A 24,577-nucleotide genomic window follows, 5' to 3' on the forward strand; every position below is an offset into this window, starting at 1 on the left:
TGACCAGCTCGGAAAATACCATATTGAAAAATATACGCTTGTGTCTAAATCTAGAGTCGCCACAATAAGCAACCAAACAAATAATCGACATCAATCCCTACGAATGTCCCAACAGAGAGGTTTACCTTTGTGAAGCTAGGTCTACCCAAAGAGAGTTATGCTAGTGAAAGTCGCGTTGCGATTATTCCGGCCAATGTGACTCGACTACTTAAAATTAACCTACAAGTTCTTGTTGAAAGTGGCGCTGGTAGTAATGCTGGTTTTACCGATGAAGACTATATTCAGGCAGGCGCAACCATAGTGTCTCGTGAACAGGTCTTAAGCGATGCGGACATCATTACCCTAGTGAACGCCAAAGATGAGCAACTAAACGAAATCAAGTCCAAGCTCAAGCCACAGCAAATCGTGATCGGCATGATGGATCCACTGGCGCACCCTGAAAATGCCCAAACATTTGCAGAAACAGGCGCCACAGCCATAGCCCTTGAACTTGTACCGCGGATCACCCGCGCCCAGAGCATGGATATCCTTTCTTCAATGGCGACAATCGCTGGCTATAAGGCGGTATTACTCGCTGCCCATAAGGCGCCGCGATTATTCCCAATGATGATGACGGCGGCAGGTACTTTAAAGCCTGCACGTGCCTTTATCATGGGTGTCGGTGTTGCCGGACTGCAAGCCTGTGCGACCGCTAAGCGTTTAGGCGCTGTCGTTGAGGCCTATGATATTCGCCCTGCGGCTCGAGAGCAGATCATCTCTGTCGGTGCTAAACCGGTTGAGCTCGACCTAGAAGCTGAAAACACAGAAACCAAAGGCGGTTATGCCACCGAACAGTCTGATGATTTCCTCAAACGTCAGCAACAAGCGATGGCTAACGTGCTTGCTCAGCAAGATATCGTGATCACTACCGCTGCCATCCCAGGTCGTAAGGCACCAATCCTTATCACCAAAGAGATGGTAGATGGCATGAAGAACGGCACCATTATTGTCGATCTTGCGGCTGAAACTGGCGGTAACTGTGAACTGACCGAGCTAGATAAAGAGGTGGTTTACAACGGCGTGACCATACTCGGACCATCAAATGTGCCTGGCAGCGCGGCAAATCATGCCAGCCAGATGTACGGCACCAACATCGAAAACTTACTGAAATTACTTGTCAGCAAAGAGGGCGAGCTTAATCTCGACTTTGACGATGAGATTTTTAAAGACACGGTTGTCGCCCACAGAGGTGAAGTCGTAAGCGCACGTTTACGAGAGCTTTTAGGCCTACCTTCTCTCGAAGCCGAAACGTCATCGGAGGCTAAATAATGGAAATTCTACTGTTACTGACCCTATTCGTGGTTGCTGTGTTCTTAGGCGTGGAGATGATCACCAAGGTGCCGCCGACTCTACACACGCCTTTGATGTCAGGTTCCAATGCGATCTCAGGGATCTCGCTTGTGGGTGCGCTGTTATCAGCGGGCTCTGGCGCCGGTATTTGGGTCAACGTATTAGGCTTTATAGCCGTGGTACTTGCCACTATCAACGTTGTGGGCGGTTACATGGTAACCAACCGCATGCTAGCCATGTTTAAAAGGAAATAAGCCACTATGAGTACGACGATTATTTACCTCGCCTACTTGGTGGCTGCGAGTTTATTTATCTTAGGGATCAAGGGGCTTACTAGGCCCCGTACCGCCGTTCGCGGTAACCAACTGTCCGCGCTAGGTATGTTTATTGCTGTGGTTGTGACCCTGCTCGATCAAAGCATTTTAAGCTATGAGTGGATCATTGCCGGTGTGCTACTCGGTGGCACAATTGGTGCCGTAATGGCAACCAAGATCCAAGTGACTTCTATGCCACAAATGGTCGCCATGCTAAACGGCTTCGGTGGCGGCGCGTCACTGTTTATCGCACTGGCTAACTTTATCGATCCACAGTCGGCAACTCATACGGTTGCGCTGGTTTCGATTACAGCGACTGTCATCATTGGTGCGGTAACTCTGTCAGGTTCGTTTATCGCTTTCGCTAAACTGCAGGAGCTTATCTCAGGTAACCCCATTAAGGTACCGGGAAACAAGCTGCTTAACGCACTACTGTTGATCACGGCAATTGGCCTTGCGGTTGCGATTGTGATGGATCCTAGCAACATCAACCTTATCTACGCCTTAGTCGCCGTATCTTTGGTGTTAGGCCTGTTATTGGTTGTACCAATTGGCGGCGCCGATATGCCAGTGGTTATTGCCCTGCTTAACTCCTACTCGGGTATTGCAGCGGCGACAACGGGTTTTATCACCGGCAATACAGTACTGATTGTATCGGGTTCGCTTGTAGGTGCATCGGGTATTATCCTGACGCAGATCATGTGTAAGGCGATGAACCGTTCACTGTTTAACGTGCTATTTGGCGTGATGGCTGAAGGCGGCGAGACCGTCGATGCCGACGAAGTCTACGCAGGCAAAGTGACCTCATCTTCACCTGAAGAAGTAGCTATGCTACTGGAAACCGCTGAGCGCGTTGTGATTGTGCCCGGTTATGGTTTAGCCATGGCACAGGCGCAACATGCAGTACGTGAACTCGCCTCTGTAATGGAAGCTCGCGGTACTCAAGTACTCTATGCGATTCACCCTGTTGCAGGTCGCATGCCAGGCCACATGAACGTCTTGCTTGCCGAGGCAGAAGTGCCTTACGAGCAGCTGATTGAGATGGATGAGATCAACCCACAGTTTGAGCAAACAGATGTGGCTATCGTTATTGGTGCTAATGACGTAACCAACCCAATGGCCCGTGAAGATAAGGGCAGCCCAATCTACGGCATGCCAATTCTAAACGTCGATAAGGCTAAAACTGTAGTTGTGGTTAAGCGTTCATTGAGCCCAGGTTTTGCAGGCTTACCTAACCCTCTATTTGCCATGGATAACTCATTGATGTTGTTTGGCGACGGTAAGAAAGCCATTGTAGAGCTAACCCAGAGCTTGAAAGAAGCCGATTAAGCTTAAATGCTAAAAATAGAAAAGGTCGCTAATGCGGCCTTTTCTTTTTACGCAACACGAGTATTAAGCTCTATTTAACCCATCCATGTTAAAACTATGTAATTCATGGTTAAAAACCAGTACTCTAGATCCCAGTACCCCGCGCTAAAAGAAAAACAATATGACTCTCAAGATACTTACACCACTGTCTCTTAGCCTACTCTTGCTCGCTCCATTTTCAACTCTACAGGCCGCAGGCAGTAGCGAGTCCGACACCAAGATGCCTCCACCTCCCGTTCAGCTGAATGAAGAGGTTATTGAAGAGCCAGCCGCCCAGTGGAGTGATAACTGGGGCATAGGCATTGGTATGCGCCGCGGCGATATTCCCTACGCCACCGAAGAAGATGAGGTCTATGACACCCTGCCTTTAATCTACTTTGAAAATGACTATTTCTACATTAATGGCATGGAAGCGGCAGGCCATATCTGGAAAAACGACAATCATCAAATCAACCTCTACACCCGCTTTCGTTTTGTCGATATCCCCAAGGAGTTGCAAAACGAATCCCAGTCACAAGCTTTTGATTTTGGCCTGCAATACCGTTTCGTAAAAGATGAGTGGGACTTTGACTTAGCCTTTCTATCAGACTCCAATAAACGCAGTTACGGTTACAGCCGCACTCAATACACTTGGGAGTCTGGGGACTGGAGGATCAAGCCTTATGCAGAATTTCAGTGGAAAAGCGCCGACTTTAACAATTATTACTATGGCTTAGAGCAGTACGAAATCGGTGGCGGCGTGGACTTTAATACAGGCGTCAAAGCGCGCTACCACGTGTTCAGTAACTTGTATCTACTGGGGCAGTTTGGCGTAGGCCGTCTCGAAGATGACGTCTACAATTTGCCAACCATAAATAACCGCTTTCAATATGAGTCCTTCCTCGGCTTCGGATTCTATCCCGAGCCCAATACCAAAAAATACTCGGCACAAGCTGCAGCAACTAAGCGTAAAGAGGGCAGTGAATTCCTACGTATTGCTCATGGCTGGGCGACACCGTCAAACCTAAATGCCATCTTAAAGTGGCAGACCAAGACCGACCCTTACAACAACCAGATGACCTCGGCATTTTATGGTACTCAGCTGACCGATAGCCTGTTTAACTTCCCAATCGATCTGTACCTGACACCTGGTTTAGTTTGGCACCATGATTCAGAGGTGCAAGAGGATATTGCCGAGGCGGTAATTGCGGTGAAGGCGTTTTACACCTTCGAGCTAGGACCGCGCTTTAGACTCGGTGTTGCAGAAGGTCTGTCTTACGTTAGTAATGTCACTCATATCGAAGGTAGTGAACTGGATCAAAAAGACTACAAGCCCTCTAAGCTACTTAATTACTTAGACTTCTCACTCGACGTTAACGTGGGGGATGTTTTTAACTCGGCGAAATTTGACAACATGTGGTTTGGTTACAGCATTCACCATAGATCGGGGATCTTCGAGTCTAGCTCCGCCTTTGGCCGCATTAGCGGCGGCAGTAACTACCAGACCGTTTACCTGCAGTGGCACTTCTAATACCAACGACAAGCTAACAAAAAGCCTGTTATTTATCGCTAAATAACAGGCTTTTTTAATGACTCTCTGCGGGGTGATTACATAAGGCTAAGGCGCTCTGCCCCACCAAAGCATTGACGAGTAAACGTCCTTGCTCGCCGAGTTCACTAAGCGCCCTCTCACTCGCCAATGTAATGGCTCTATAGCGACTCACGTTCACCTGCTTTGAGCCACAGATAGAGAAATATAGCCGAATGATGGCGATAAAATGTGGCTGCTTTAAAGATACTTTCCAAGAAGTTTGCAAGGACTGGATACAGGAGAAATCGAGACGGTCGATAAACAGGTTAGCGATACGGCTATCTAGCTGTGTTAGAAAGTCGACCTTATAGGGGAAATGGTGACTGATCCCGGTGCGGCTAATGCCCGTGGCCTCAGATAGTGTCGTATAAGACATGGCATCATAGCCAAGCTCTAAGATCTGCTTCATCGCCTCATCAAGGATCTGCTGCACCGTTTGCTCGGTTTGGACTTTAGAACGCTTCGCCATAACTCTACTTCATTGGAATAGACATGGGCTTACTCTAACAAAAGCATTTCATGAATTCCTAAATCAATGCATTCTATTCAGCTCTCATTCAGCTAACGCGACTCCCTCTTAATCTAGTGGAACTAGGCTGATTATTAATTGATTTAGTCTTAATTAATAGCGTGTTAATAGCGGCTTTCAATGTTCTCCGCCCTGTCTCGCTCCTCTGTACTCATCTGCTGTGAGCTCAGCCACTGCAATGCAGCGCTCTGCCCCATCACCTCAACCAAGGTCGGCTCAAGATAGCGCCCCAATGCAGGCTTGCGCCAATACATATAGCCAGGCAATGGCTGCACCGTGCCAGCGCCGAATGTACGCTGAATAAGGCTGGAAAACTCGTTGAGGGTGTCTGTATCGTGCGGACGTAATTTTGGCGAGATATCCGCCCAGAACTGATCGAAGCGGGCAAATTGATTTAGCTGCTCCACAGAGTAAAGCTTTAAGGCTTGAGCTAAAATAGGTACCGACCAATGGGACATAAACTCACTATCCGCCATCACGGCTAAATTACGCCTATGGTACTGCTGCCAAGCTAGCTCTAAGCTTTGAGTCTCACGTGCAATACGCCAAACTAAATACAGATCCGCCAGCCACTCGTGCTGATAAGGGCTGGTAATCGTTTGCCCCTGACCGCTTAACGCATCGATGGCATACAGATGACCGAGTTCATGCCAGTAAGTTAATTGTGACTGTAGCTTTAACGGCAAAGAGAAGTGGCCAACGCCCCAGTTGATGGTCTGCTGGCTTGGCAACTGCTGAAAGTCAGTGACGACTAGACCTGCTATTTGACCATGACGCAACGGCAATACCATAGCGCCTCGCTGGCCTAACAACTGCTTAAATTTGTTTAGCCCAGTGGAAAGTTGATTACGGGCCGATGGCGGAAGTTGCGAGATACACCTTTCAAGCTGATGTAGCTCGCAGACAAGGGCTTGTTTAGGACCAATATCGGTCCATAAGCCACTTGTCATGTTTATCGCCGTGATGCTTACCCCTGTCATATATGTTGCCAAGGTAGCAGTCGCGGCGAGCGAGCTTATCATTGTGGGTTATAGTCAGTAACTAGCGACTAATCATCAATGGCTACTGGTTAGCCATGATGTTTTGAATAATCGCCGTGGTAGAGATGCCATCTTCAAAACCCAGCACCTTAACCAGACCACCCGCGGCCATTACCTCAGCGCCACCAGCGATATCTTCGACTTTATAATCGCCGCCTTTAACCAGTAAGTCAGGCAGTAGGCGCGCGATAATGCGCTGCGGTGTATCTTCAGTAAATGGCACAACCCAATCCACCGAGGCAAGACCTGCCAATACCGCCATACGTCTGTCTTCAGGATTCACCGGACGACCTTCACCTTTAAGACGTTTAACCGAGGCGTCGCTGTTTACTGCCACAATCAGCCTATCGCCCAAGGCTCTAGCCTGCTGCAGGTAGCTCACATGACCCGCATGTAAGATATCGAAACAGCCATTAGTCATTACGACACGCTCACCGCGCAGCCTTGCTTGCTCTAGGGCGTACACTAGCTGATCTTCACTCACTGCGCCAAAGCCTGATTCACCATGACTTAGCGATAAGGCCTCAATAAGCTCGATGCGCGTGACAGTCGAGGTGCCCAACTTAGCCACCACGATACCCGCCGCCGTATTGGCAATCGCACAGGCCTGAGGTAATTCACTACCTGCCGCAATTGCCGTTGCTAAGGCAGAGATCACCGTGTCACCGGCGCCAGTCACATCGTAAACCTCACGGGCAACGGTCGGAATATGCAGTTCAGGCTGGTCTTTAGTGATTAGCGTCATGCCCTTTTCTGAGCGAGTCACCAACATAGCAGTAAAGTCATAAGCCTCAAGCAAAGCTTGGGCTTTAGCCACCAAATCGGCCTCCGACTCCACCTTGCCCACGACCACTTCAAACTCGCTCATATTGGGCGTTAGTAGGTAAGCGCCGCGATACTTTGCAAAGTCGCTGCCTTTAGGGTCCACCAGCACCTTCACGCCTTTAGCGTTAGCCGCTTCAATAAAGCTTTGTGGTGAGATAAGCGCGCCCTTGGCATAATCTGATAACACAGCCACATCGACCTTATCTAGCTCAGACAGGGTCTGCGCTAACAGGGCATCACTCTCTGCTTGAGAGTAGTTTTCTTCAAAGTCTAAACGCAGCAGTTGCTGGTTACGGGACATCACACGAAGCTTAGTGATGGTCGGCTTATCTGCAACCTTGTGCCAGTTAGGCTCGACGCCTTGGGTTTGTACGCCTAGGGTTAATGCGTCTGCGGTTTCATCAACGCCGACAATACCCGCAAGGCTTGCGCTACCGCCTAAGGTCGCGATATTGATCGCCACGTTGGCCGCGCCGCCGGGTCTGTCTTCGAGCTGTTCAACCTTAACCACAGGTACAGGCGCTTCTGGCGAGATCCGCGCTGTAGGCCCCGCCCAATAGCGATCTAACATCACGTCACCGACAACGAGAACCTTGGCTTTTTCAAATGCTGGCAGAGAAATCTTCATAGCGCCTATATCTTTCACAAAATTTAATACTGATTGTACCTAATTCTAATCGCTTTTGAGTTAGAATAATGAGTAATTTTTCAATGGATTCGAGTATTACGTGGTCGAAAAAGCACAATTTTCATCTCACCTTTATCATCCCAAGTACTGGCTATTGTGGTTAGGCGTGGGCTTTATGCGCTTAACGCAGCTGTTACCACTGCGAATTCAAATGAAAATGGGTGCCGCACTTGGCCGTCTTGCCATGAAGTTAGTAAGCAAACGAGTCAAGACAGCAAAGCGTAATCTTGAGCTGTGTTTTCCCGAAATGTCTGAAACTGAGATGCAGCATCTGCTCATACAAAACTTCGAGCAAACTGGTAAAGCTATCTTCGATACCGCAAACGCCTGGTGGTGGTCTGATGAAAAAATTCAGCAGCATATGACCATCAAAGGCCAAGAATATGTAGAACAGACATTAGAGAGTGGCCAAGGGGTGATCCTGTTTGCGGTGCACTGCTTACCCCTAGAGATGGGCGCTAGAATTTTCGGCCAGTTTCAACCCGGTGTTGGTGTCTACCGCCCCCACAACAACCCATTAATGGAATATCTACAGGTTAAAGGCCGCCTACGTTCAAACAAGGCCTTAGTGCCAAAGCGCGACCTACGCCAGATGGTACGCAGCCTACGCGAACCCAGTGTGATCTGGTATACCGCCGACCAAGATTTCGGCCGCTCAAGCGCCATCTTCATCCCCTTCTTCAATGTCCCCGAAGCCGCCACTATCACTGGCGCCACGACTCTCGCCAGACTAGGTAAAGCCAAGGTATTACCTTTCTTCGTCGAACGTAATAGTGATGACACTGGCTACAATATCGAGATCCAACCACCGCTGGATAACTTCCCTGGCGAGAATGAGATTGAAGATGCCAAGCGGGGCAATAAGATCATCGAAGAGATTATTAGCCGCAATAAATCGCAGTATATGTGGTTACATAGACGGTTTAAGACAAGGCCTAATAAGGGTGATGCTTCGTTGTATAAATAGGTTCTAGTACTGAGTGTTAGCAGGTTCTAGGTTCTAGGTTCTAGCAAGGCTAAAGGTATCAAGCTGCGCCGTGACGAAGTTGTTGATCCTCATTTATTTCAAAAATCACTATCGCCTCTGAATCGCCATCTGATTGTTATGAAGTCAGAACCTCTTTAAGTGCATGGATGCACGAAAAAGACCATGGCTCACCTAAGGCAACCTCGGCATCCCTGCCTCGCTCACGACTTTCTATTTACAAGAGCTCTTCAATAATCTCGGCAACTTCGATGGGAAAGAATATTTTCTGTAAGCCAAATATATCCTTTCAGCTTTTGGTTATGGCTAAAGAGATAATCCTTTTCTAACAGATAGGAATAGCTGGACAGCCTGAGTCTTATGGACAAATGTTATCCTTATCTCCTCTTATTGCGAACAAGCTAGGCTATTTAGTCTGGTGCAATCATATATTCACGGACTAACTCACGTGCGCGATGCAAGCGACTTTTGACGGCCCCCGTCGGCTCATTTAATCGTGATGCCATTTCAGTAATTGTTAACTCCTCAAAATCTCTGAGCAATACCACTTCAAGGTAATGAATTGGCAATGATTCAAATGCCTTTATAAGTTCAACTCTTAACTCATGGTCAGAGCGATATAACAATAACTCTTCAGCGACTTCATCAGGTAAAGGTTCATGTTTGAACATTCTAGATGAGAGTTTTCGACATTCATGTTTTATCACGGTAAATAACCAAGAGGAAAAAGCTGCGGCGGCTTTAAGACCGCCAACTTTACGCGTGATAATTAACAATGATTCTTGAACCGCATCGTCAACATCACTTGCATGGCAATGCTTATAGGCATATCGACGAGCGTCTGGCTGACAAACGGCTAACAAACTAGTTAGAGCCTTGGTGTCTCCTGTTTGTGCGGCCATAATTAAATCACTTCGGTTGTTAGCAGCTGTGCTCATAATTTACCCTGTTGATGGCTATACCATTGTATTAACTAGATATGATGTTATTTATCAGTGTTACATTACAATTCGAGTATTATCACTGCCTGATATTACTGATTTTAGTTTAATAGCGCTTACGACTCTTTACTGACTAAACGTCCATATACATATCCCAGCACCACACCCCAGACTAAGTGCATTCCTAGTGCCATTACTGGTGCCATCATTCCCAAATTAACTCCAAATAGGCCAGCACCTGACATAGGCATTGGCAGAATCATCATAAGAAACCACGCCAATACTGAAAATGCGACGCCTTTACTAATGGCACAACTACCTGGTAATACTTTAAACAGTAACGAAAATGTAAGCCCCCAGACAAAGGTGCCAATCATAAAATGAGCCATCCAGCCAACCACCATAGACTCTGGCAGCCCCATTTTCATATGCGCCATATTACTGAGCATCATGATTGGGTTTAACTCAGGCATTAACCCCATTGCTTGCTTCATAAGCATCAAAAGTGACAATACCACTGTGGCGACAAATCCTGCGATCATTGAACTAATATATTTATTCATACTTTTATAACCCTGTTTATTTTTAGAATGTGGCATTGCTCCAACACCACGACATATTTATTAAGAGGCGCTGAAGCACGAAAACGGTTCGCAAGATTAAAAATAAACTTCAAATAATTAGTTTTAGAATGGATTCAAGAAACGAGAGGAAAATTAAACACAATACTTTCAATGAGTAATATAAAACCAATATCAGATTAAATTTCTAAGATAGATAAACACAGGACCTCCCCTCTCTAAACTAACGGAAAACACCATTTCCCCATTGGCTCGACTCTTCACAAAAGAAGAGGGCGAAGCGCCACGACCTTTATCAAGCGGAGTTTGATTGCCAGCAATTGTTAGACAGTCTTTCAACTCTAGTTAAAGCTGTATAATTGACATCAACAGCACAGACCTCAATACTGTTAAAAAGACACTGGCTAGCAGGCTAATGTAAAGCAAGCTTAGGTTATTTATTCAGAAACATCCCTCAATGGAGAAGCACCATGGCCCTTAATCAAAGCGATCTGACTCGTATCGCACTGGATATCACTTCAGGCCTGTCCGACCATGATCGCTTTTCTCGTCTACTAGATACCATACGCCAAACCTTACACTGTGACGCAGCGGCATTGCTGCAATTTAGTGGTAAACAATTCACCCCGCTAGCTATCGATGGCTTAAGCCCCGATGTGCTCGGCAGACGCTTTATTCTATCTGAGCATCCTCGCCTTGAAGCCATTGCTCGCGCCGGTGACGTGGTGCGCTTTCCTGCCGACAGCGAACTGCCCGACCCTTACGATGGCTTAATCCCCCATCAAGAAGATCACTTGATGGTGCATGCTTGTATTGGCCTGCCTTTAGTTGCCAACGGCGCGCTTATCGGCGCGGTCACTATCGATGGTTTCGACCCCGAACAGTTCAACAGCTTTAGCGATAAAGAGCTGCGCACCTTAAGCGCTATCGCCTCAGCATCTTTAAATAACGCGCTGCTAATCGAGAAGTTAGAAAAACAGGCTGTGCAGTCGCAAGAGCCGTCATCGTTTAATCATAGCAGCGACAGTGAAGTTGAGGTTATTGGCCAGTCCTCCGCTATGCAGACGATGCAAAATGAGCTGAGCGTGGTGGCCAGTACCGATCTTAACGTTTTAATTTTAGGCGATACCGGAACCGGTAAAGAGCTGGTTGCTAAATCTATCCATCTGCACTCTCTTCGCGCAAACAAACCGCTGGTTTATCTTAACTGCGCCGCGCTGCCAGAATCCGTCGCCGAAAGTGAGCTATTTGGTCATGTAAAAGGGGCCTTTACCGGTGCTATCAGCCATCGCAGTGGCAAATTTGAAATAGCCGACAAGGGCACGCTATTTTTAGATGAAATTGGTGAGTTACCTTTGTCGCTGCAATCTAAATTACTACGAGTATTACAATATGGCGACTTGCAGAAAGTCGGCTCAGACAAAAGCCTAAAAGTGGATGTACGCATTATTGCTGCCACCAATAAAGATCTCAAACAAGAGGTATTGGCTGGGCGTTTTAGGGCCGACTTATACCACCGCTTGAGCGTGTTTCCCATCGTTGTGCCACCGCTAAAAGAGCGTGAGGGTGATGTGATTTTATTAAGCGGTTTCTTTGTTGAACGCAGTCGAGAAAAGTTAGGTTTAAAGAGCCTAAGCTTGAGTCCTGACAGTATTAGCCTATTAAATAATTATGATTGGCCGGGCAACGTTCGTGAGCTCGAACATGTGCTGCGCCGCGCGGCGGTATTGGCCCGCGCCCAAGCTCAGTCCGATACCGCGATAATCACCCCCCAACACTTTGATTTTCAGGGGAAGGATTTTCAGGAGAAGGACTTTCACGGTCAGGCCTCACAAGACAAGCGCTTAGCACATGCATCTCACGGGCAGCTAACCACAACAGGCAAAACATCTCCTAACCCGCTAGGTACTAACCCTGTCGCTTTGGGTCAAAACTTAAAGCAAGCCACCGAGTCATTTCAGGCGCAATATATCCGCCAAGCATTAGCGACGAATGGCAATAACTGGGCAGCAACCGCAAGAGCACTGGATGTGGATTCCGGTAACCTGCACCGTCTTGCCAAACGCATAGGACTGAAGTGAGTAGATAGGGGCTAGCGACTATAGAAAACTGTAGATTCAACTGATATAAATTAACTTGTTGGTTAGCAAAGGAATTGAGACCAAATTGAAGCGATTAATAATAAGCTGCCTGACAGTGATATACGCAGCCTCTTTCTCGGCAAACGCACAAGACAATCTTCAACCAAATAGCTGTGTGTTAAACACGCTTGCCCAACCGCTCTATGATGCAGAGCAGCAAATTCAATATCGCCAGCTTGATAATGGCCTGCAAGTGCGCACCTTGCCCCTTAAAAATACCCAGGCAGTCTCTATAGCCAGCCAGTTTGATGTGGGCTCACGCAATGAGGCTGAGGGGAAAACGGGTTATGCCCATCTGTTTGAACACATGCTATTTAAAGGCAGTGAGCATGCCCCCGGCGACAGCTATACCCAGACCATGAGCGCCTTAAGTGGCCAGTTTAATGCCAGTACCTTTTTCGATTTCACCAACTATTACCTGACTATTCCCTCTCAGGCACTCGAGTTGAGTCTATGGCTAGAGGCCGACCGCTTTCGCTACCCAAGCTTGAATGACACCACGGTGAAAAATCAACAAGGAGCCGTACTTGAAGAGATGGCCACCAGCATAGATAACCAGCCCTATGTACGCAAAGCGATGGCGTTTTTACTGTCACAAGTTGAAGGTACGCCCTATGGCCATGCGGTTATCGGCAGCATAGAAGATGTCAAAGCTGCGACACCCGAGAGTTTAAATGCCTTTCATCAACGTTTTTATCGCCCCGATGCCATGCAGTTAAGCTTAGTGGGCGATATTCCGCCTCAGACACAATCTTGGATAGACGCGCAATTTGGCGACTGGCAGGCACCCGAAATCGAACGGCCCCAACTGAGCGACCTTAAGATACTTCCTAAACCTGTGCATGGCGAAATCATCGATGAACGCGGCCCTTGGCCAGCAGTGCTATTTGCCTGGCATACCGCTGGCACAAATTCAGCCGATACAGCGGGGCTTGCGCTACTGGAAGCCTACCTATTTCAAAACAAGAGCAGTTTAATTCAGGGCACTAGCCTTAAGGATCCCGACCAACTGCTGAGTTACTCGATTCCCTTAACCATGACCCACCACGGCATGACCAACTTAGTATTGGTGCCCCGCGCCCGTACCTCCCTCGATAGGCTCAGTGACAATGTCCAGTCGCTGATAGCCTCTGTTGCCGCGCAGCCCATAGATGATCAGCAGCTTTGCCAGTTAAAGCAGATCTGGCTCAACAAGGCGTTATCCGCTCTAGACTCGCCGTCACTGCTAGCAAGAAACCTTTCGGCAACTCTGCCGCAAGATAGACTCCATCCCCTCACAGGGCCATGGCAACGTATCGATGCGGTTAGCGCTAAAGAGCTACAAGCCATCAGCCAAAGGTACTTTAACGGCAATACCGTACGTCTGGATCTGCTGCCACCTTGGTATATTCGCGCCACCAAATCGATTTTAGAGTTGTTACCGAAAGAGATGAGCGATAGCCTTGAAGAGAGCGTGATGTGATGGAGAATTTAACCTTACTACGGTTCACAAGCTTACAGATGACTCCACTGCTGAAACTAGGTTCATTAACACTTACGATAGGCTTACTGCTGAGCGTAGTTGGTTGTCAGCAGACTCATATTGAATTTACCCCTATCGCTGAGCCGAGCCTGCCTGTATTCGATAAATTACAAGGCGCCCCGCAACTCCCCGCGTTAGAGATAAGCCAGAGTCCGCCACAGAGCTTTACCCTAGTAACCCCTAAGCTCAAGCTCTACCCTCTCAATGATACACTTTCAACGCTTAATCACCTGTCTTTAGTGGCTTACAGCCAAGCCCCGATGGTAAACCTTGATGTCATAGTGGCTGCGTTTGCAGAAAAAAGTCGCTGGTTAGCGCAGCAATCAAGCTTGGCCTGCGCCGAGAGCCTACGCATTCGCCCAAGTATGCACAGCTTGACGATTAGTATCGACTGCCCAGACTCCCCCGCCCTTGCCAGTGAGCTGTTGATGCAGTTTTGGCAAGTCGGCAGTTTTGACGAAATCGATATCGCTAATGTGCGCCGCCAACTCAAGTTAGCTAAACATATCAACGCCTACAGCGGCGCTGAAATTGATGATGTGTGGGCCAAAAAAATTCTCGGCGAGCAGCATGTTTATAACCAAGCGCTCAACGACAAAGCCCTTGCAGATGAACTCGATTTAGACAAACTGAACCAAGTTAAAAAACAAATTTTAGCCCAATCTAATTGGGCGCTTTTAATCAATTCTAGCCTTGAACAAGACAAGGTGTTTATCTCGGCGCTGAGTCAACAATTTGAGTCAAACATGGCTAGCACGCCATCAACCCCATCTGTCATCAATAGCGAAGCTAACACTAAGCCCAACTTAAGCAATAGCACAGTGAACAACCCTGCCATCCCCCTAAGCAATGATAGTAAGACACTGTTTATCATCGATGCACCGGGTAGCGTGCAAACACAAGTACGTATCGGCTATCCACTGGATGCGAACAACAAAAATATCGACAGTATTCAAGATTGTAAGCTGCTCGCCAGTTGGCTGGGACGCAGTTTCTCTGGGCGTTTGTACTATGACTTACGCGAAGTGCGCGGCTTAACCTACGGCATTTATGGTCGCTGCTTCGATAACCCACTGTCACGCACACTGAAGTTTTATGGCAGCACTAAGCTTGAGCACACAGGCGCCTTTATCAGTGGCGTATTGGATCACCTGACATTAGCGACACAAGCGCCCGCATCGACTTTGGAAGTGGACGCCTTAACCACTTACCTCACCAGCCAAAAGATGCTGCGCCAAGCTAACTTTCGCGCCGTGGAAGTAGATACTATCAAGGCGCTGATCCGCGGCGATACACCTGAGCAGGAACAGCAAGCCGCAGATAGACTCGCCGCGCTTACGCCACAGCAGTTGCAGCAGATAGCCAGCTTGGTATTTAACAGCACACCCTATATCGTCATTCGAGGCGACGCCGACAAGATAAGCGTCGATATAAAAGACAAGTTGCCTGAATGGAACATAGTTGAAGCTGTGGCAAACTAGACGCGCCACGCTTCCCCCTTAAGCTGATCCGCTTGATTTTTGTTAGCGAGTCCTCAACCTAGAAAATAAATTCAATAAAGATTTCAGTTGTCGCCCATCAGGGTCGCATTAACTTGCAAAATTGGGTTTATTTATAGGAACACTCATGCATTCAAGCATCATGAAATTCGCCATCGATGATGGCTCAACCAACGTTAAGATTAGCTGGCTTGAGGACGGTCAAGTGCGCAGCGTGACCTCGCCAAACTCGTTCCGTAAAGACTGGAAAAGCGCAGCCTTACTTAGCGACCGCAAGGTGTTCAATTATCAAATCGCATCGACAAAATATACCTACGATGCGACATCTGACAAGGCACTTTCGACGACCCATGTTGCCTTTCAGTACGATGACTTAAACCTGCTTTCTGTACACCATGCGCTGCTACAGACTGGTGTAAAACCCTGCCCAGTCAGTATCTTAGTGACCCTACCTATCACCGAATATTACAAGGCTGACGACTGCCAGAAGAACGAAGACAATATCGCTCGTAAGAAAGCCAACCTAATGCGAGAAATCAGTCTTAACAAGGGCGAGCTATTTACCATCGTCGATGTTGAAGTGCTACCCGAGAGCCTACCCGCAGTGCTCACTACATTGATGGATTCAGGCGTCAATGAGTTTGCCAAGTCTCTAGTTATCGATTGCGGCGGTACCACGCTTGATATGGGCGTAATCGTTGGCGAGTTTGACGATATCTCCGCCGTGTATGGTAATGCGGAGATTGGCGTATCTATGGTAACCAATGCAGCACGCAAAGCCCTAGCCGCGGCCGACAGTGACGCCAGCTACTTGGTGGCTAACGAGCTAATTAAACGCCGCCATAACCGCGAGTTTGTTGAAGAGGTGATCAATGACATCAGCAAAGTCGATTGGGTGCTAGAGCGTATCGAAGATAAGATTGCCGAGCTTGGCGCGGCGGTAGCCTACGAAGCCAAAACCTTCACTCGTAACCCAAATCGCATCTACTTAGTCGGTGGCGGCGCTATGTTGATTGAAAACGCTATTCGCGAGGCTTACCCTTCGCTGAACGATAAGATTGTCATGGTCAAGGATCCGCAAGAAGCCCTGTCACGTGAGATCTGCTGCTACCACGCGGCAGAACCAAGCGACGCAGCATAAGAGGAAGCTATGCGCATTCGATTCAATGTTAGCCTAGAGCCTGAGCTCTACGACTCTCACAGCTATGCCATCACCAGCCTTAGGCAGTGGCAACAAGTGGAAAAAGAGCGCGAGGACGAAGCCGATACAGCACTGGTACGCCGCAATCGATTTCATCGCAATCTGTATCTTTCGGGGCTGTTCCTGCATGAGCTAGCACCGCAGTTACCCTCTATGCTGGTGCAGATGCTGCAGCAAGATAAGGTGAACTGCAAAACCTTAGCATCTCAAGTGCGCGCCGTAGGCCTACCGCTAGAAAACGCTAACAGCCGTGCTCTTACTGAGCCCCAGTGGCAGAAGCTAACATCGCTACTCGAAAGCGCCAACTTGGCCGCCCCCCCTGTTGAAACGGCGGTAATAAATGCCCCTGCAACAGCCATTAACGAGCTAGCCCTTGAGCAACTGCAGCAGCAACTCAGCCTGTTACAGCAGGGGCAACAGCAGATGTTAACCACCTTGTCAGACATAGCCGCAACACAGGTTTCGGCAGGAACGGGCTCAGACTTGAGTGATCACTTTAGTCAGCTAAAGCGCGGCCAAGATAAGTTAATGAGTCAGATTAACGCCCTGCGAGAGCAAGTCTCAGGCTCAGCCATTCCAACAACGCAGGCGCTAGCCGACAGCCCGAGTATCGAAACCCAGCTCGAACGCGCCAGCCGAGTCAAATCTAAAGGCCTGTGGTAGGCCTTTAATCTTTAAAGCTTTCAAGACTAAGCATTAGAAACAAAAAAGCAGAGCTGAGACTGAATATTCACAGTCTCAGCTCTGCCACTGTTCTAATTTAGCTTGCGATAAAAAATCAGTTAGCTTTTAATATTAGCTAGCCGATTGCGCTAGGTACTTCGCCATCTCAACCGCTGGCACCATTCCGCCGCCTGTTGCCCACACCACGTGGGTCGCATTGCTCATCATCTCAGGTGTTAGCCCCATACGCGCCTGATAGTCAGTATCAGCGCTCACTCTCAGTGCGCCCGGCATACCCGCTAGTGCCGATGGCTCAAGCTCAATACCCTCACTCTTAGCTAATAAGCCGAGTAAGTCATACATATGCTGATCGCTTAATGTGTAGTATCCATCAAGCATGCGCTCCATGGCGCGGCCCACAAAACCTGATGCACGCCCTACCGCTAAACCATCGGCAGCCGTTACGTTATCGATACCTAAGTCCTGTACGGCAATTTCGTCATGCAGACCCGTATGTACACCAAGTAGCATACAAGGAGAATGTGTCGGCTCGGCGAAGAAGCAATGTACGTTATCGCCAAAGGCTAACTTAAGACCAAACGCCACACCACCTGGGCCGCCGCCCACACCACATGGTAGGTAAACAAACAGCGGATGCTCGCTATCAACCTTGATGTCAGCTGCGTCAAACTGTGCCTTCAAGCGCTCGCCAGCAACCGAGTAACCTAAGAATAAAGTTCGCGAATTCTCATCATCGATGAAGAAGCAGTTAGCATCGGATTCAGCCGCTTTACGCCCCTGCTCAACAGCAACGCCATAATCCTGTTCATATTCAAATACATTCACACCGTGGCTACGTAACTTATCTTTCTTCCACTGACGAGCATCGGCAGACATATGTACGCTAACGTTAAAGCCAAGCTTAGCGCTCATGATGCCGATAGACATACCTAAGTTACCCGTTGAGCCTACCGCGATACTGTAACCACTAAAGAAGTTACGCATCTCATCGGTGAACAGCATTTGGTAGTCGTCAGACTCTTTCAATTTACCTGCGGCAATCGCCAGCTTCTCGGCATGGGTCAGCACTTCATAAATACCACCGCGCGCCTTGATAGAGCCAGAAATTGGTAGATGGCTGTCTTTTTTCAGCATCAGTTTACCGGCAACCTTTTGGCCGTACTTGGCTTCTAGTTCCTGCTTCATCTGAGGGATCGCCACCACTTCAGACTCGATAATGCCGTTAGACGCAGCCGTTTCAGGAAAGGCTAGCGCTAGGTATGGCGCAAAGCGTTGCAAACGGGCACTGGCATCGGCCACATCAGTGCTGTCTAAGCCAACAAAAGGCAGCGCTTCGGCTAAGTTAGTCGCCTTGGTTTCAAACCAGCTGACTTCTTCTAGCTCGATAAGCTTAGTCAGCAAAGGGAAGTCGTTTATCAGTTGCTTGGTGTTCATGGTTTCAGTTCCCCTTTTAGGATTAAATAACATAAGACTTTTGATTTAAATTACATAAGACAGTGCAAAGGTCGCAGCCAGTGCCACAAGTGAGGCGATAAAGGTTGCTGTGGTGTAATACATAAATGTTTGTTTCATTGTGGCGCCAGTGTACTGCTTAACCAGCCAGAACAATGAGTCGGTAACGATAGTGCAGCCGATAGCACCAGAGCCGATAGCCAAGGTCACGATAACTGGGTTTAAGTCTGGGTAAAGCACTAATAACGGCGACACAATCGCGGTTGCCCCCATCATAGCCACCGTTGCCGAGCCAACCGCTGCGTGCAAGATGATGGCAACTAACCAAGCTAGCAGCACTGGATGCATATCAAGATTAGCCAGAATTTGTGCCAAGCTGTCACCCATACCGCTACCACTCAGTACGCCGTTAAATGCGCCGCCCGCGCCGATAATCAGCAAGATATTGGCGATTGAAGCGAAGCAGTCTTCAGTTTTTGTTAGCAGGGTACCCATGGTCATCTTGTTGCGTAGACCTAACAGGTAATACGCCACAAAGGCTGCGATAAACATCGCGGTGATAGGGTTACCGATAAATTCAAGGGTGGTGTAAAGCGCGCTTCCCGGCTCCATGTACAGCTCGGCCACCGTCTTGACCAACATTAAAATGATTGGCAAAAGGATGGTGAACAAAGTGGTGCCCAGTGACGGTAGCTCGCTCTCTTTGCGAGTCGATACTTCACTAAATTCAGCAGGTACGCATAAGTGTGGCAGTTTGTCGCCAAACAGCTTAAGGAACAGTGGGCCGCCAATTAACGAAGCCACAAGGCCGATTAACAGACCCCAAATAATCACCGAGCCAACATCTGCGCCTAGCGCGTTAGTGACAAACAGCGCAGCTGGGTGCGGCGGCACGATGCAGTGCACGGCCATCAAGGCGGTACATAGCGGAATGGCCAGCTTCAGTAGCGAGGTATTGGTTTTACGTGCAATAGAGAATGCCAATGGAATAAGCAGCACCACGCCCACTTCAACAAACAGGGTGATACCACAGATAAGGCCGACCAGCACCATGATGACGTCAGGGCTTAGGTAGCGAGACTTTAGCAAGGTGATGCCTATTCGCTCGGCAGCACCTGAGATCTCCATCATCTTACCTAAGATGGTGCCCAGACCGATAACGATGGCCAAGAAGCCTAATGTGCCACCAATGCCAGACTCCATCGCCTTGATCATTTCAAGTGGCGCCATGCCCATCATGCCACCAACAAAGAAGCTGGCTAACAAGAGTGCTAGGAACGGGTGCAACTTGAACTTAACGATGCTGATGACGATCAACAAGATACTGCTTAGTAGCGTACCGATAATCCAGAGCTGTGATTCCATTGTATTTCTCTATTAGTTGAAAGAAGTTAAAAAGTGGCGCTATTAAAGCCAATCAATGAAATGCTGACAAAAGATATAAATTACAGTTCGCTTGAGCCAGATTGTGGCAACCAGCGTTCAGGCGTCACAAAAGTGGTTTTTACATGATCAAAGCTTCAACTGTGTTGATGTAATCGGCGCTAAAACGCGTCTTAGGGTAAAATGCTCGCATCAGAATTTGAGAAGTTAGTCATGTATTCCCAACAAGATGTGTTTAGTAGAAGCCGATTACTCAGTAGCTATCAGCTGGCAAAACTGCATACCTTCGAAGTGGTGGCACGTCACCAATCCTTTTCCCTCGCCGCCGAGGAACTATGCGTCAGCCCCTCAGCCGTGAGCCATAGAATTACCGCGCTGGAGAATGAATTAGGCTTTAAGTTGTTTAGTCGCTTTCATCGCAGAATCGAGCTAACAGAAGATGGCAAACGGCTGTTTTCAAAGTTGAAAGACAGCTTAAAAAGCTTGAATCAGGAAGTGTTCGAGATTAAAAACCAAGAGGTGTCGGGTAAGCTAACCGTCTACTCTCGCCCCTCCATCGCCCAGTGTTGGCTAGTGCCTAAGATTGCCGATTTCAGCCGCCAGTATCCGGCGATTTCAATCAATATTTTGACTGGCAACGAAAACGTTAACTTCAACAGCTTTCATATCGACTTGGCGATCTACTACGACAATCGCCCACGCAGCAAGCTGTTTTGCCAGCATTTAATGAACGAAACCATTATGCCTGTCTGCAGCCCCGAGTACGCCGCCGAACATGACCTTATCGGCAAGCCAGAGCACTTAAGCCGCTGCACCCTGCTACACGACAACCAAGCCTGGGAATATGATTCAGATTGTGATGAATGGAAGTACTGGGCCGATAAACAGGACCTCAGTATTGAAGATAATCGTTCAATCGGTTTTGACCGTTCAGACTTAGCCGTTATCGCCGCCATGAACCATGCAGGTATCGCCATGGGGCGAGGACAGCTCGTAAGTAAACGCATCAATCGAGGCGAACTGATCGCTCCCTTTGCTGGGCAGCAAGTAGCATGCGAACAGACTTATTATGTTGCTTCACACGATAAAGACTTAAACCCCAAGGCAAAGTTGTTTGTGGACTGGCTAAAACAACAAGCTAATTTGGCTTCCCAGTAACGCTGATCTTCTCGCTATTGCTAGCAAGGCTCGAATATTTCGATGGCAAATCTATTGCTCACAGCAAGCTTGCGGCATAATGGCGCTAATTACATTACAGAGTCATAAAAATGGACAACCAGCAAGACAGTTACATGACTGAAGAAACCTTAATTGAAACAGTCGAAAATCAAATCGCCGATGGCGAGCCTAAAAAGGTCAAAGAGACTTTAATGCGTTTGGTGATGACAGGCACACCTCGTGAAGAAGCGATTCAATGGATGGCCTGCGCGCTAGCGATTGAAGTGAGTGATGTGATGCTAAATAACGCCTCGTTCAACGAAAAGCGTTACAACCAGCACTTAGATGCCATGCCAAATCTAGACTGGATGGAAGACTGATATAAGCTGCTTAATATCAGCCTTATTTTTAATCGCTTTAGCACCATCTTATCTCGCATGTTAAGTGGTGCGAACGTTGCTATGCAGTTTGGGCTTTCTATGACCGAAATCTCGGTGCATCAAGCTGAATTAATGTTCACACATTGCGAACAATAAAGCTGTCACGGTCTGAGGTCATCTGCAGATACATCAGATAAAGGACGGGGATTAATATCAAGAAGAACACCACCAAAGCGACAATCATAAACAGATGCATTGTTGGCTTAATAACAGCTGTATCTGGGTTGCTGGGGTTGTAGTGCACTTGGATCTTCTTGCCACTAGGAAACTCTGCCACCAAGGCTTCGGCCTCCTCCCAAGAATAACCCGGGATGGCACCAGTGATGTCGGTCTTATTACTCTTGTGGTAGATTTTGCCGTCAACAGCATAGAAATACTCGATAGCAACCTCATAATGAGAGTCGGCACTGCTTCTTTCATGGTAGCGCTCAATGCTCCAACAATTCACCACCACCCCTTTAGCCGTAGGCCAATTAAAAGAGGCATGAAACTGATGCACAACATACGTTGCCAGACCCACAGCAAAAGAGAACATGATAAACATAAACCACATTAACATTGAAACCTGCGACAACTTAAATCGCTTCACTATTGTTACCTTCTATATCCGCGCTACTTTTTGCACTGCTATCGACGTTTCCGCCCTTAGTGCAATCCTTACAGCTATTCATCAAAACTTGATAACCTTTCACGAGTTTGATCGATGGCAAGATCATCGCAGTAATCATTAACGCTATAGCGACTAACCCCAAGATAAGCAGATAAAGAAAATCATCGCCACCTCCAGAAAAAAGCCCACCACGATTAAATATGTTGGCGCCCCAAGCGGAAGCAAAAGCCGCTAAATTAAGTGCTATATGTAAGCCGAATGATTGCAAGATAACCCAATAACCTTGTTTAAAAACGGGACAAGTGACGCGATACCAGTTAAATCCAACCCATCCAAGCAAGACTAGCCATAGCGTCGCCACAGGCAACCAAAGAACGCAAAGAATATAAATCACAGGCACAGCAAAGTAACTGTAGCGCAGCTGCGTGAGTTGGGAGAGTCTTGATAAGTCCATTTTAAATCCTTATTTACAGCAACTTTAGATAACACGGCAAAAGACTAAAGCGACTCTAGACCGCAGTGCTGTAATACATCTTGGTTTTAATCTCGAGTATTAGGCCTTGATATCCAAGGGGGGACCAAAAACATGCCATTAACAATGGGTATCATTACTGGATTTTATGTAAGTTCATTCGCGCCAATTAGCGATTGATTTAAGGTTCAAAAAAATGAGATCAGAATAGTTTACTCTGACCCTACATTTCTCGACCCTACATTTCTTCTACATTTCTTTGTGGGGATTCGTCAGACTCTGACCCCACTCAGCCTCTAATTCTCCTAATTTTCTATTTACATCAAATACGCAAATTAAAAGGCTCTATAGCTTTAAAAATACCCGTTGCTGTCATTTTCCTTTTTACTTCAAAAAGATCGTGACTTTTCACAGGATCAACATTCTTCAATTTGTCAAAATTTAGCTCTCGCAAACCATCTCGAGTGAACTTAGTGCTATAAAGATAATCTTCGTTCAACTTCCCAGTACCTGAATTTAGTCGCTGAGAGTAACCAGAAATAACAACCATTTGTGCTTTAGGTAAAGACGAAAGGGCAAAACAAGCAAGCCTTAATCCAATCCCATGAATATGCTGTGCATACTCCAGCTGCAGTTGCTTTTTAACTTTATTCTTAATATTTAGTTTTTTACCATTAGCAGCAATGGTTGCTACTTTTTGTGGGAGATCCTCAATTTCAGGTAAATCCACATCTAACCAGATAGCGTGTCCATCATTTGTAATTTGAAAATCAACTATCGTTTCTCTTGGCCATTCCATCAGCTCTATCGTGCTTGCCAGAATTTCATCCATTAGCTCGTTATTTGAGAGTAATTCTAATCGAAACGAGTCTTTCCTAAACACCTCCGCTTGTTCATGTAACTCTTTAGCCACTTTCCAATCAGAAACCTCATCTTTAAACTTAGATAAATACTTGTCATATTCAAAATCTATGCTCTTACATAACAAAGACCATTTACTAAGATCAAGCTTATGATTGTTTTCAGCATCAGTTAGTCGCAGAGCATGCATGTCTCTTTTATTCTGAAAGAGTCTTGCAAAAAAGCCTAAATTTGGAATATGTTCCTTAACTGGTTCAGCAGGAGGAACCTCTTTAGCTAATTTGACTGGTTTTGGTACATCATATTCTTGTATTTGATATTCTGGATGTATATCGATATTTGGTGAATCAAGAAAAATGTCTTGAAGTAATTCAATATCGCCATTTATCTTATCAACCTCATCTTGCAACCACCCCTGAATAATTCCTGACTGAGAATCAAAAATAAAAGTCTTATCTCGACCTTTTAACTCTTCTCCATCGGAATCAAAAATAGTTACAGTGCCATTTTCTTCATTTAATTCTAATGTCACTTTACTTAAACGCTGTATTCTCTCACTCTCCCTTTTCCTTCTCTGTTCTTCCTTTAGAGCTCTAGTTTGCGTTCTAGATGAAGATAAGATTTTTGAGTACGAAATGCCTGTACCCGGTATACTTGCCGAGCCTTTTACGCCTCTTTTACCTACATTTATAGAAGCTCCTCGACCACCAAAAGTTGTACTGACGCCTCCTAAACCAACATTTACTTTTATACCTGGCGCAATCTTGATCCTTTTATTAAATCTTATACCCATTTTTCAAGACCTTAATACACTTAAAATAACTGTTCCCTACTTAGATAATGCAATTGCAAAACTATCTAAGCAACTAATAATTAAAGTTTTAAATCACTTACCCCATAAAAAGAAATAACTCAAACTTTAGTATTGTAATCTTAAGTTAACTAGTCTCTATGAACCGTCAGGAAACACCAGTTCCTCATCGG

The 24,577-nt window shown here is 47.0% G+C and carries 22 protein-coding genes; 12 read left to right on the forward strand and 10 right to left on the reverse strand.

Features of this window, described 5'->3' with window-relative positions; genetic code table 11:
• Positions 1–129 precede the first annotated feature (129 nt).
• The 4 genes from JMA39_RS05995 to JMA39_RS06010 all read left to right on the forward strand — a co-directional run bounded on the left by JMA39_RS05995 (position 130) and on the right by JMA39_RS06010 (position 4,521).
• Complete coding sequence (locus tag JMA39_RS05995) at positions 130–1,308, forward strand: Re/Si-specific NAD(P)(+) transhydrogenase subunit alpha (protein WP_202720932.1); 1,179 nt, start codon at positions 130–132, stop codon at positions 1,306–1,308.
• A complete protein-coding gene (locus tag JMA39_RS06000) occupies positions 1,308–1,583 on the forward strand; it encodes an NAD(P) transhydrogenase subunit alpha (protein WP_012153916.1) in 276 nt (91 codons plus the stop codon). Before JMA39_RS05995 ends, JMA39_RS06000 begins: the two co-directional genes overlap by 1 nt.
• 6 nt (positions 1,584–1,589) lie before the next feature.
• Complete coding sequence (locus JMA39_RS06005) at positions 1,590–2,972, forward strand: NAD(P)(+) transhydrogenase (Re/Si-specific) subunit beta (RefSeq protein ID WP_202720933.1); 1,383 nt, start codon at positions 1,590–1,592, stop codon at positions 2,970–2,972.
• A 160-nt stretch (positions 2,973–3,132) separates the two neighbouring features.
• A complete protein-coding gene (locus tag JMA39_RS06010; protein WP_202720934.1) occupies positions 3,133–4,521 on the forward strand; it encodes a MipA/OmpV family protein in 1,389 nt (462 codons plus the stop codon).
• 55 nt (positions 4,522–4,576) lie between these two features.
• Here the strand turns inward: JMA39_RS06010 and JMA39_RS06015 are convergent, their stop codons facing one another.
• The 3 genes from JMA39_RS06015 to hldE all read right to left on the reverse strand — a co-directional run bounded on the left by JMA39_RS06015 (position 4,577) and on the right by hldE (position 7,603).
• Complete coding sequence (locus JMA39_RS06015) at positions 4,577–5,050, reverse strand: TetR family transcriptional regulator (RefSeq protein ID WP_202720935.1); 474 nt, start codon at positions 5,048–5,050, stop codon at positions 4,577–4,579.
• Between the two features lie 164 nt (positions 5,051–5,214).
• The gene (locus tag JMA39_RS06020) at positions 5,215–6,090 is read right to left on the reverse strand and encodes a hypothetical protein (protein WP_237732673.1); all 876 of its coding nucleotides are present in this window, start codon (positions 6,088–6,090) and stop codon (positions 5,215–5,217) included.
• A gap of 82 nt (positions 6,091–6,172) precedes the next feature.
• Positions 6,173–7,603 carry a bifunctional D-glycero-beta-D-manno-heptose-7-phosphate kinase/D-glycero-beta-D-manno-heptose 1-phosphate adenylyltransferase HldE gene (gene hldE, locus JMA39_RS06025; protein WP_202720937.1) on the reverse strand — a complete coding sequence of 477 codons (1,431 nt, stop codon included), beginning with the start codon at positions 7,601–7,603 and terminating at the stop codon, positions 6,173–6,175.
• A gap of 100 nt (positions 7,604–7,703) precedes the next feature.
• Between hldE and JMA39_RS06030 the strand changes: the two genes are divergently transcribed.
• Positions 7,704–8,630, forward strand: coding sequence for an LpxL/LpxP family Kdo(2)-lipid IV(A) lauroyl/palmitoleoyl acyltransferase (locus tag JMA39_RS06030; protein WP_202720938.1), 927 nt, complete (start codon positions 7,704–7,706; stop codon positions 8,628–8,630).
• Between the two features lie 428 nt (positions 8,631–9,058).
• Here the strand turns inward: JMA39_RS06030 and JMA39_RS06035 are convergent, their stop codons facing one another.
• Both JMA39_RS06035 and JMA39_RS06040 read right to left on the reverse strand, forming a co-directional pair.
• Positions 9,059–9,586, reverse strand: coding sequence for an RNA polymerase sigma factor (locus JMA39_RS06035; RefSeq protein ID WP_202720939.1), 528 nt, complete (start codon positions 9,584–9,586; stop codon positions 9,059–9,061).
• 119 nt (positions 9,587–9,705) lie between these two features.
• The gene (locus tag JMA39_RS06040) at positions 9,706–10,152 is read right to left on the reverse strand and encodes a DUF6789 family protein (RefSeq protein WP_237732675.1); all 447 of its coding nucleotides are present in this window, start codon (positions 10,150–10,152) and stop codon (positions 9,706–9,708) included.
• 488 nt (positions 10,153–10,640) lie between these two features.
• Between JMA39_RS06040 and norR the strand changes: the two genes are divergently transcribed.
• From norR to JMA39_RS06065, 5 genes are all read left to right on the forward strand, one after another.
• Complete coding sequence (gene norR / locus JMA39_RS06045) at positions 10,641–12,251, forward strand: nitric oxide reductase transcriptional regulator NorR (RefSeq protein WP_202720941.1); 1,611 nt, start codon at positions 10,641–10,643, stop codon at positions 12,249–12,251.
• An 85-nt stretch (positions 12,252–12,336) separates the two neighbouring features.
• Positions 12,337–13,773, forward strand: coding sequence for a M16 family metallopeptidase (locus JMA39_RS06050; protein WP_237732676.1), 1,437 nt, complete (start codon positions 12,337–12,339; stop codon positions 13,771–13,773).
• Positions 13,773–15,314 (forward strand): insulinase family protein, encoded by a 1,542-nt coding sequence (locus JMA39_RS06055; RefSeq protein ID WP_237732678.1) that lies wholly within the window; start codon positions 13,773–13,775, stop codon positions 15,312–15,314. The genes JMA39_RS06050 and JMA39_RS06055 overlap by 1 nt, the downstream gene beginning before the upstream one ends.
• Before the next feature lie 145 nt (positions 15,315–15,459).
• On the forward strand, positions 15,460–16,473 hold the full coding sequence (gene parM, locus JMA39_RS06060; protein ID WP_202720942.1) for a plasmid segregation protein ParM domain-containing protein: 1,014 nt from the start codon (positions 15,460–15,462) through the stop codon (positions 16,471–16,473).
• Between the two features lie 9 nt (positions 16,474–16,482).
• Positions 16,483–17,196 (forward strand): hypothetical protein, encoded by a 714-nt coding sequence (locus JMA39_RS06065; protein ID WP_202720943.1) that lies wholly within the window; start codon positions 16,483–16,485, stop codon positions 17,194–17,196.
• A gap of 132 nt (positions 17,197–17,328) precedes the next feature.
• Here the strand turns inward: JMA39_RS06065 and JMA39_RS06070 are convergent, their stop codons facing one another.
• Both JMA39_RS06070 and dsdX read right to left on the reverse strand, forming a co-directional pair.
• Positions 17,329–18,651, reverse strand: coding sequence for a D-serine ammonia-lyase (locus tag JMA39_RS06070; protein ID WP_202720944.1), 1,323 nt, complete (start codon positions 18,649–18,651; stop codon positions 17,329–17,331).
• Positions 18,652–18,696: 45 nt separating this feature from the next.
• Positions 18,697–20,034, reverse strand: coding sequence for a D-serine transporter DsdX (gene dsdX, locus JMA39_RS06075; protein ID WP_202720945.1), 1,338 nt, complete (start codon positions 20,032–20,034; stop codon positions 18,697–18,699).
• A gap of 231 nt (positions 20,035–20,265) precedes the next feature.
• Here dsdX and dsdC point away from each other — a divergent pair, with 231 nt between their 5' ends.
• On the forward strand, positions 20,266–21,210 hold the full coding sequence (dsdC, locus tag JMA39_RS06080) for a DNA-binding transcriptional regulator DsdC (RefSeq protein WP_202720946.1): 945 nt from the start codon (positions 20,266–20,268) through the stop codon (positions 21,208–21,210).
• Positions 21,211–21,320: 110 nt separating this feature from the next.
• Entirely contained in the window at positions 21,321–21,590 is a 270-nt protein-coding gene (locus JMA39_RS06085) for a hypothetical protein (RefSeq protein WP_012278625.1), read from the forward strand.
• Between the two features lie 136 nt (positions 21,591–21,726).
• Here JMA39_RS06085 and JMA39_RS06090 read toward each other — a convergent pair whose 3' ends face one another.
• From JMA39_RS06090 to JMA39_RS06100, 3 genes are all read right to left on the reverse strand, one after another.
• On the reverse strand, positions 21,727–22,239 hold the full coding sequence (locus JMA39_RS06090) for a DUF3592 domain-containing protein (RefSeq protein WP_244999890.1): 513 nt from the start codon (positions 22,237–22,239) through the stop codon (positions 21,727–21,729).
• Positions 22,226–22,714, reverse strand: coding sequence for a hypothetical protein (locus JMA39_RS06095; protein ID WP_202720947.1), 489 nt, complete (start codon positions 22,712–22,714; stop codon positions 22,226–22,228). Before JMA39_RS06095 ends, JMA39_RS06090 begins: the two co-directional genes overlap by 14 nt.
• 340 nt (positions 22,715–23,054) lie before the next feature.
• On the reverse strand, positions 23,055–24,386 hold the full coding sequence (locus JMA39_RS06100; protein ID WP_202720948.1) for a DUF4236 domain-containing protein: 1,332 nt from the start codon (positions 24,384–24,386) through the stop codon (positions 23,055–23,057).
• Positions 24,387–24,577 lie beyond the last annotated feature (191 nt).

Source organism: Shewanella schlegeliana, from assembly GCF_016765635.1.
In the GTDB taxonomy this organism is placed as follows: Bacteria; Pseudomonadota; Gammaproteobacteria; order Enterobacterales; family Shewanellaceae; genus Shewanella; species Shewanella schlegeliana.

What these genes read in the sequence shown, in the direction of transcription:
- JMA39_RS06000 (WP_012153916.1), top strand. Translation starts at nt 1,308, where the DNA reads ATGGAAATTCTACTGTTACTGACCCTATTCGTGGTTGCTGTGTTCTTA.
- JMA39_RS06005 (WP_202720933.1), top strand. Translation starts at nt 1,590, where the DNA reads ATGAGTACGACGATTATTTACCTCGCCTACTTGGTGGCTGCGAGTTTA.
- JMA39_RS06010 (WP_202720934.1), top strand. Translation starts at nt 3,133, where the DNA reads ATGACTCTCAAGATACTTACACCACTGTCTCTTAGCCTACTCTTGCTC.
- JMA39_RS06015 (WP_202720935.1), bottom strand. Translation starts at nt 5,050, where the DNA reads ATGGCGAAGCGTTCTAAAGTCCAAACCGAGCAAACGGTGCAGCAGATC.
- JMA39_RS06020 (WP_237732673.1), bottom strand. Translation starts at nt 6,090, where the DNA reads ATGACAGGGGTAAGCATCACGGCGATAAACATGACAAGTGGCTTATGG.
- hldE (WP_202720937.1), bottom strand. Translation starts at nt 7,603, where the DNA reads ATGAAGATTTCTCTGCCAGCATTTGAAAAAGCCAAGGTTCTCGTTGTC.
- JMA39_RS06035 (WP_202720939.1), bottom strand. Translation starts at nt 9,586, where the DNA reads ATGAGCACAGCTGCTAACAACCGAAGTGATTTAATTATGGCCGCACAA.
- JMA39_RS06040 (WP_237732675.1), bottom strand. Translation starts at nt 10,152, where the DNA reads ATGAATAAATATATTAGTTCAATGATCGCAGGATTTGTCGCCACAGTG.
- norR (WP_202720941.1), top strand. Translation starts at nt 10,641, where the DNA reads ATGGCCCTTAATCAAAGCGATCTGACTCGTATCGCACTGGATATCACT.
- JMA39_RS06055 (WP_237732678.1), top strand. Translation starts at nt 13,773, where the DNA reads ATGGAGAATTTAACCTTACTACGGTTCACAAGCTTACAGATGACTCCA.
- parM (WP_202720942.1), top strand. Translation starts at nt 15,460, where the DNA reads ATGCATTCAAGCATCATGAAATTCGCCATCGATGATGGCTCAACCAAC.
- JMA39_RS06065 (WP_202720943.1), top strand. Translation starts at nt 16,483, where the DNA reads ATGCGCATTCGATTCAATGTTAGCCTAGAGCCTGAGCTCTACGACTCT.
- JMA39_RS06070 (WP_202720944.1), bottom strand. Translation starts at nt 18,651, where the DNA reads ATGAACACCAAGCAACTGATAAACGACTTCCCTTTGCTGACTAAGCTT.
- dsdX (WP_202720945.1), bottom strand. Translation starts at nt 20,034, where the DNA reads ATGGAATCACAGCTCTGGATTATCGGTACGCTACTAAGCAGTATCTTG.
- dsdC (WP_202720946.1), top strand. Translation starts at nt 20,266, where the DNA reads ATGTATTCCCAACAAGATGTGTTTAGTAGAAGCCGATTACTCAGTAGC.
- JMA39_RS06085 (WP_012278625.1), top strand. Translation starts at nt 21,321, where the DNA reads ATGGACAACCAGCAAGACAGTTACATGACTGAAGAAACCTTAATTGAA.
- JMA39_RS06095 (WP_202720947.1), bottom strand. Translation starts at nt 22,714, where the DNA reads ATGGACTTATCAAGACTCTCCCAACTCACGCAGCTGCGCTACAGTTAC.
- JMA39_RS06100 (WP_202720948.1), bottom strand. Translation starts at nt 24,386, where the DNA reads ATGGGTATAAGATTTAATAAAAGGATCAAGATTGCGCCAGGTATAAAA.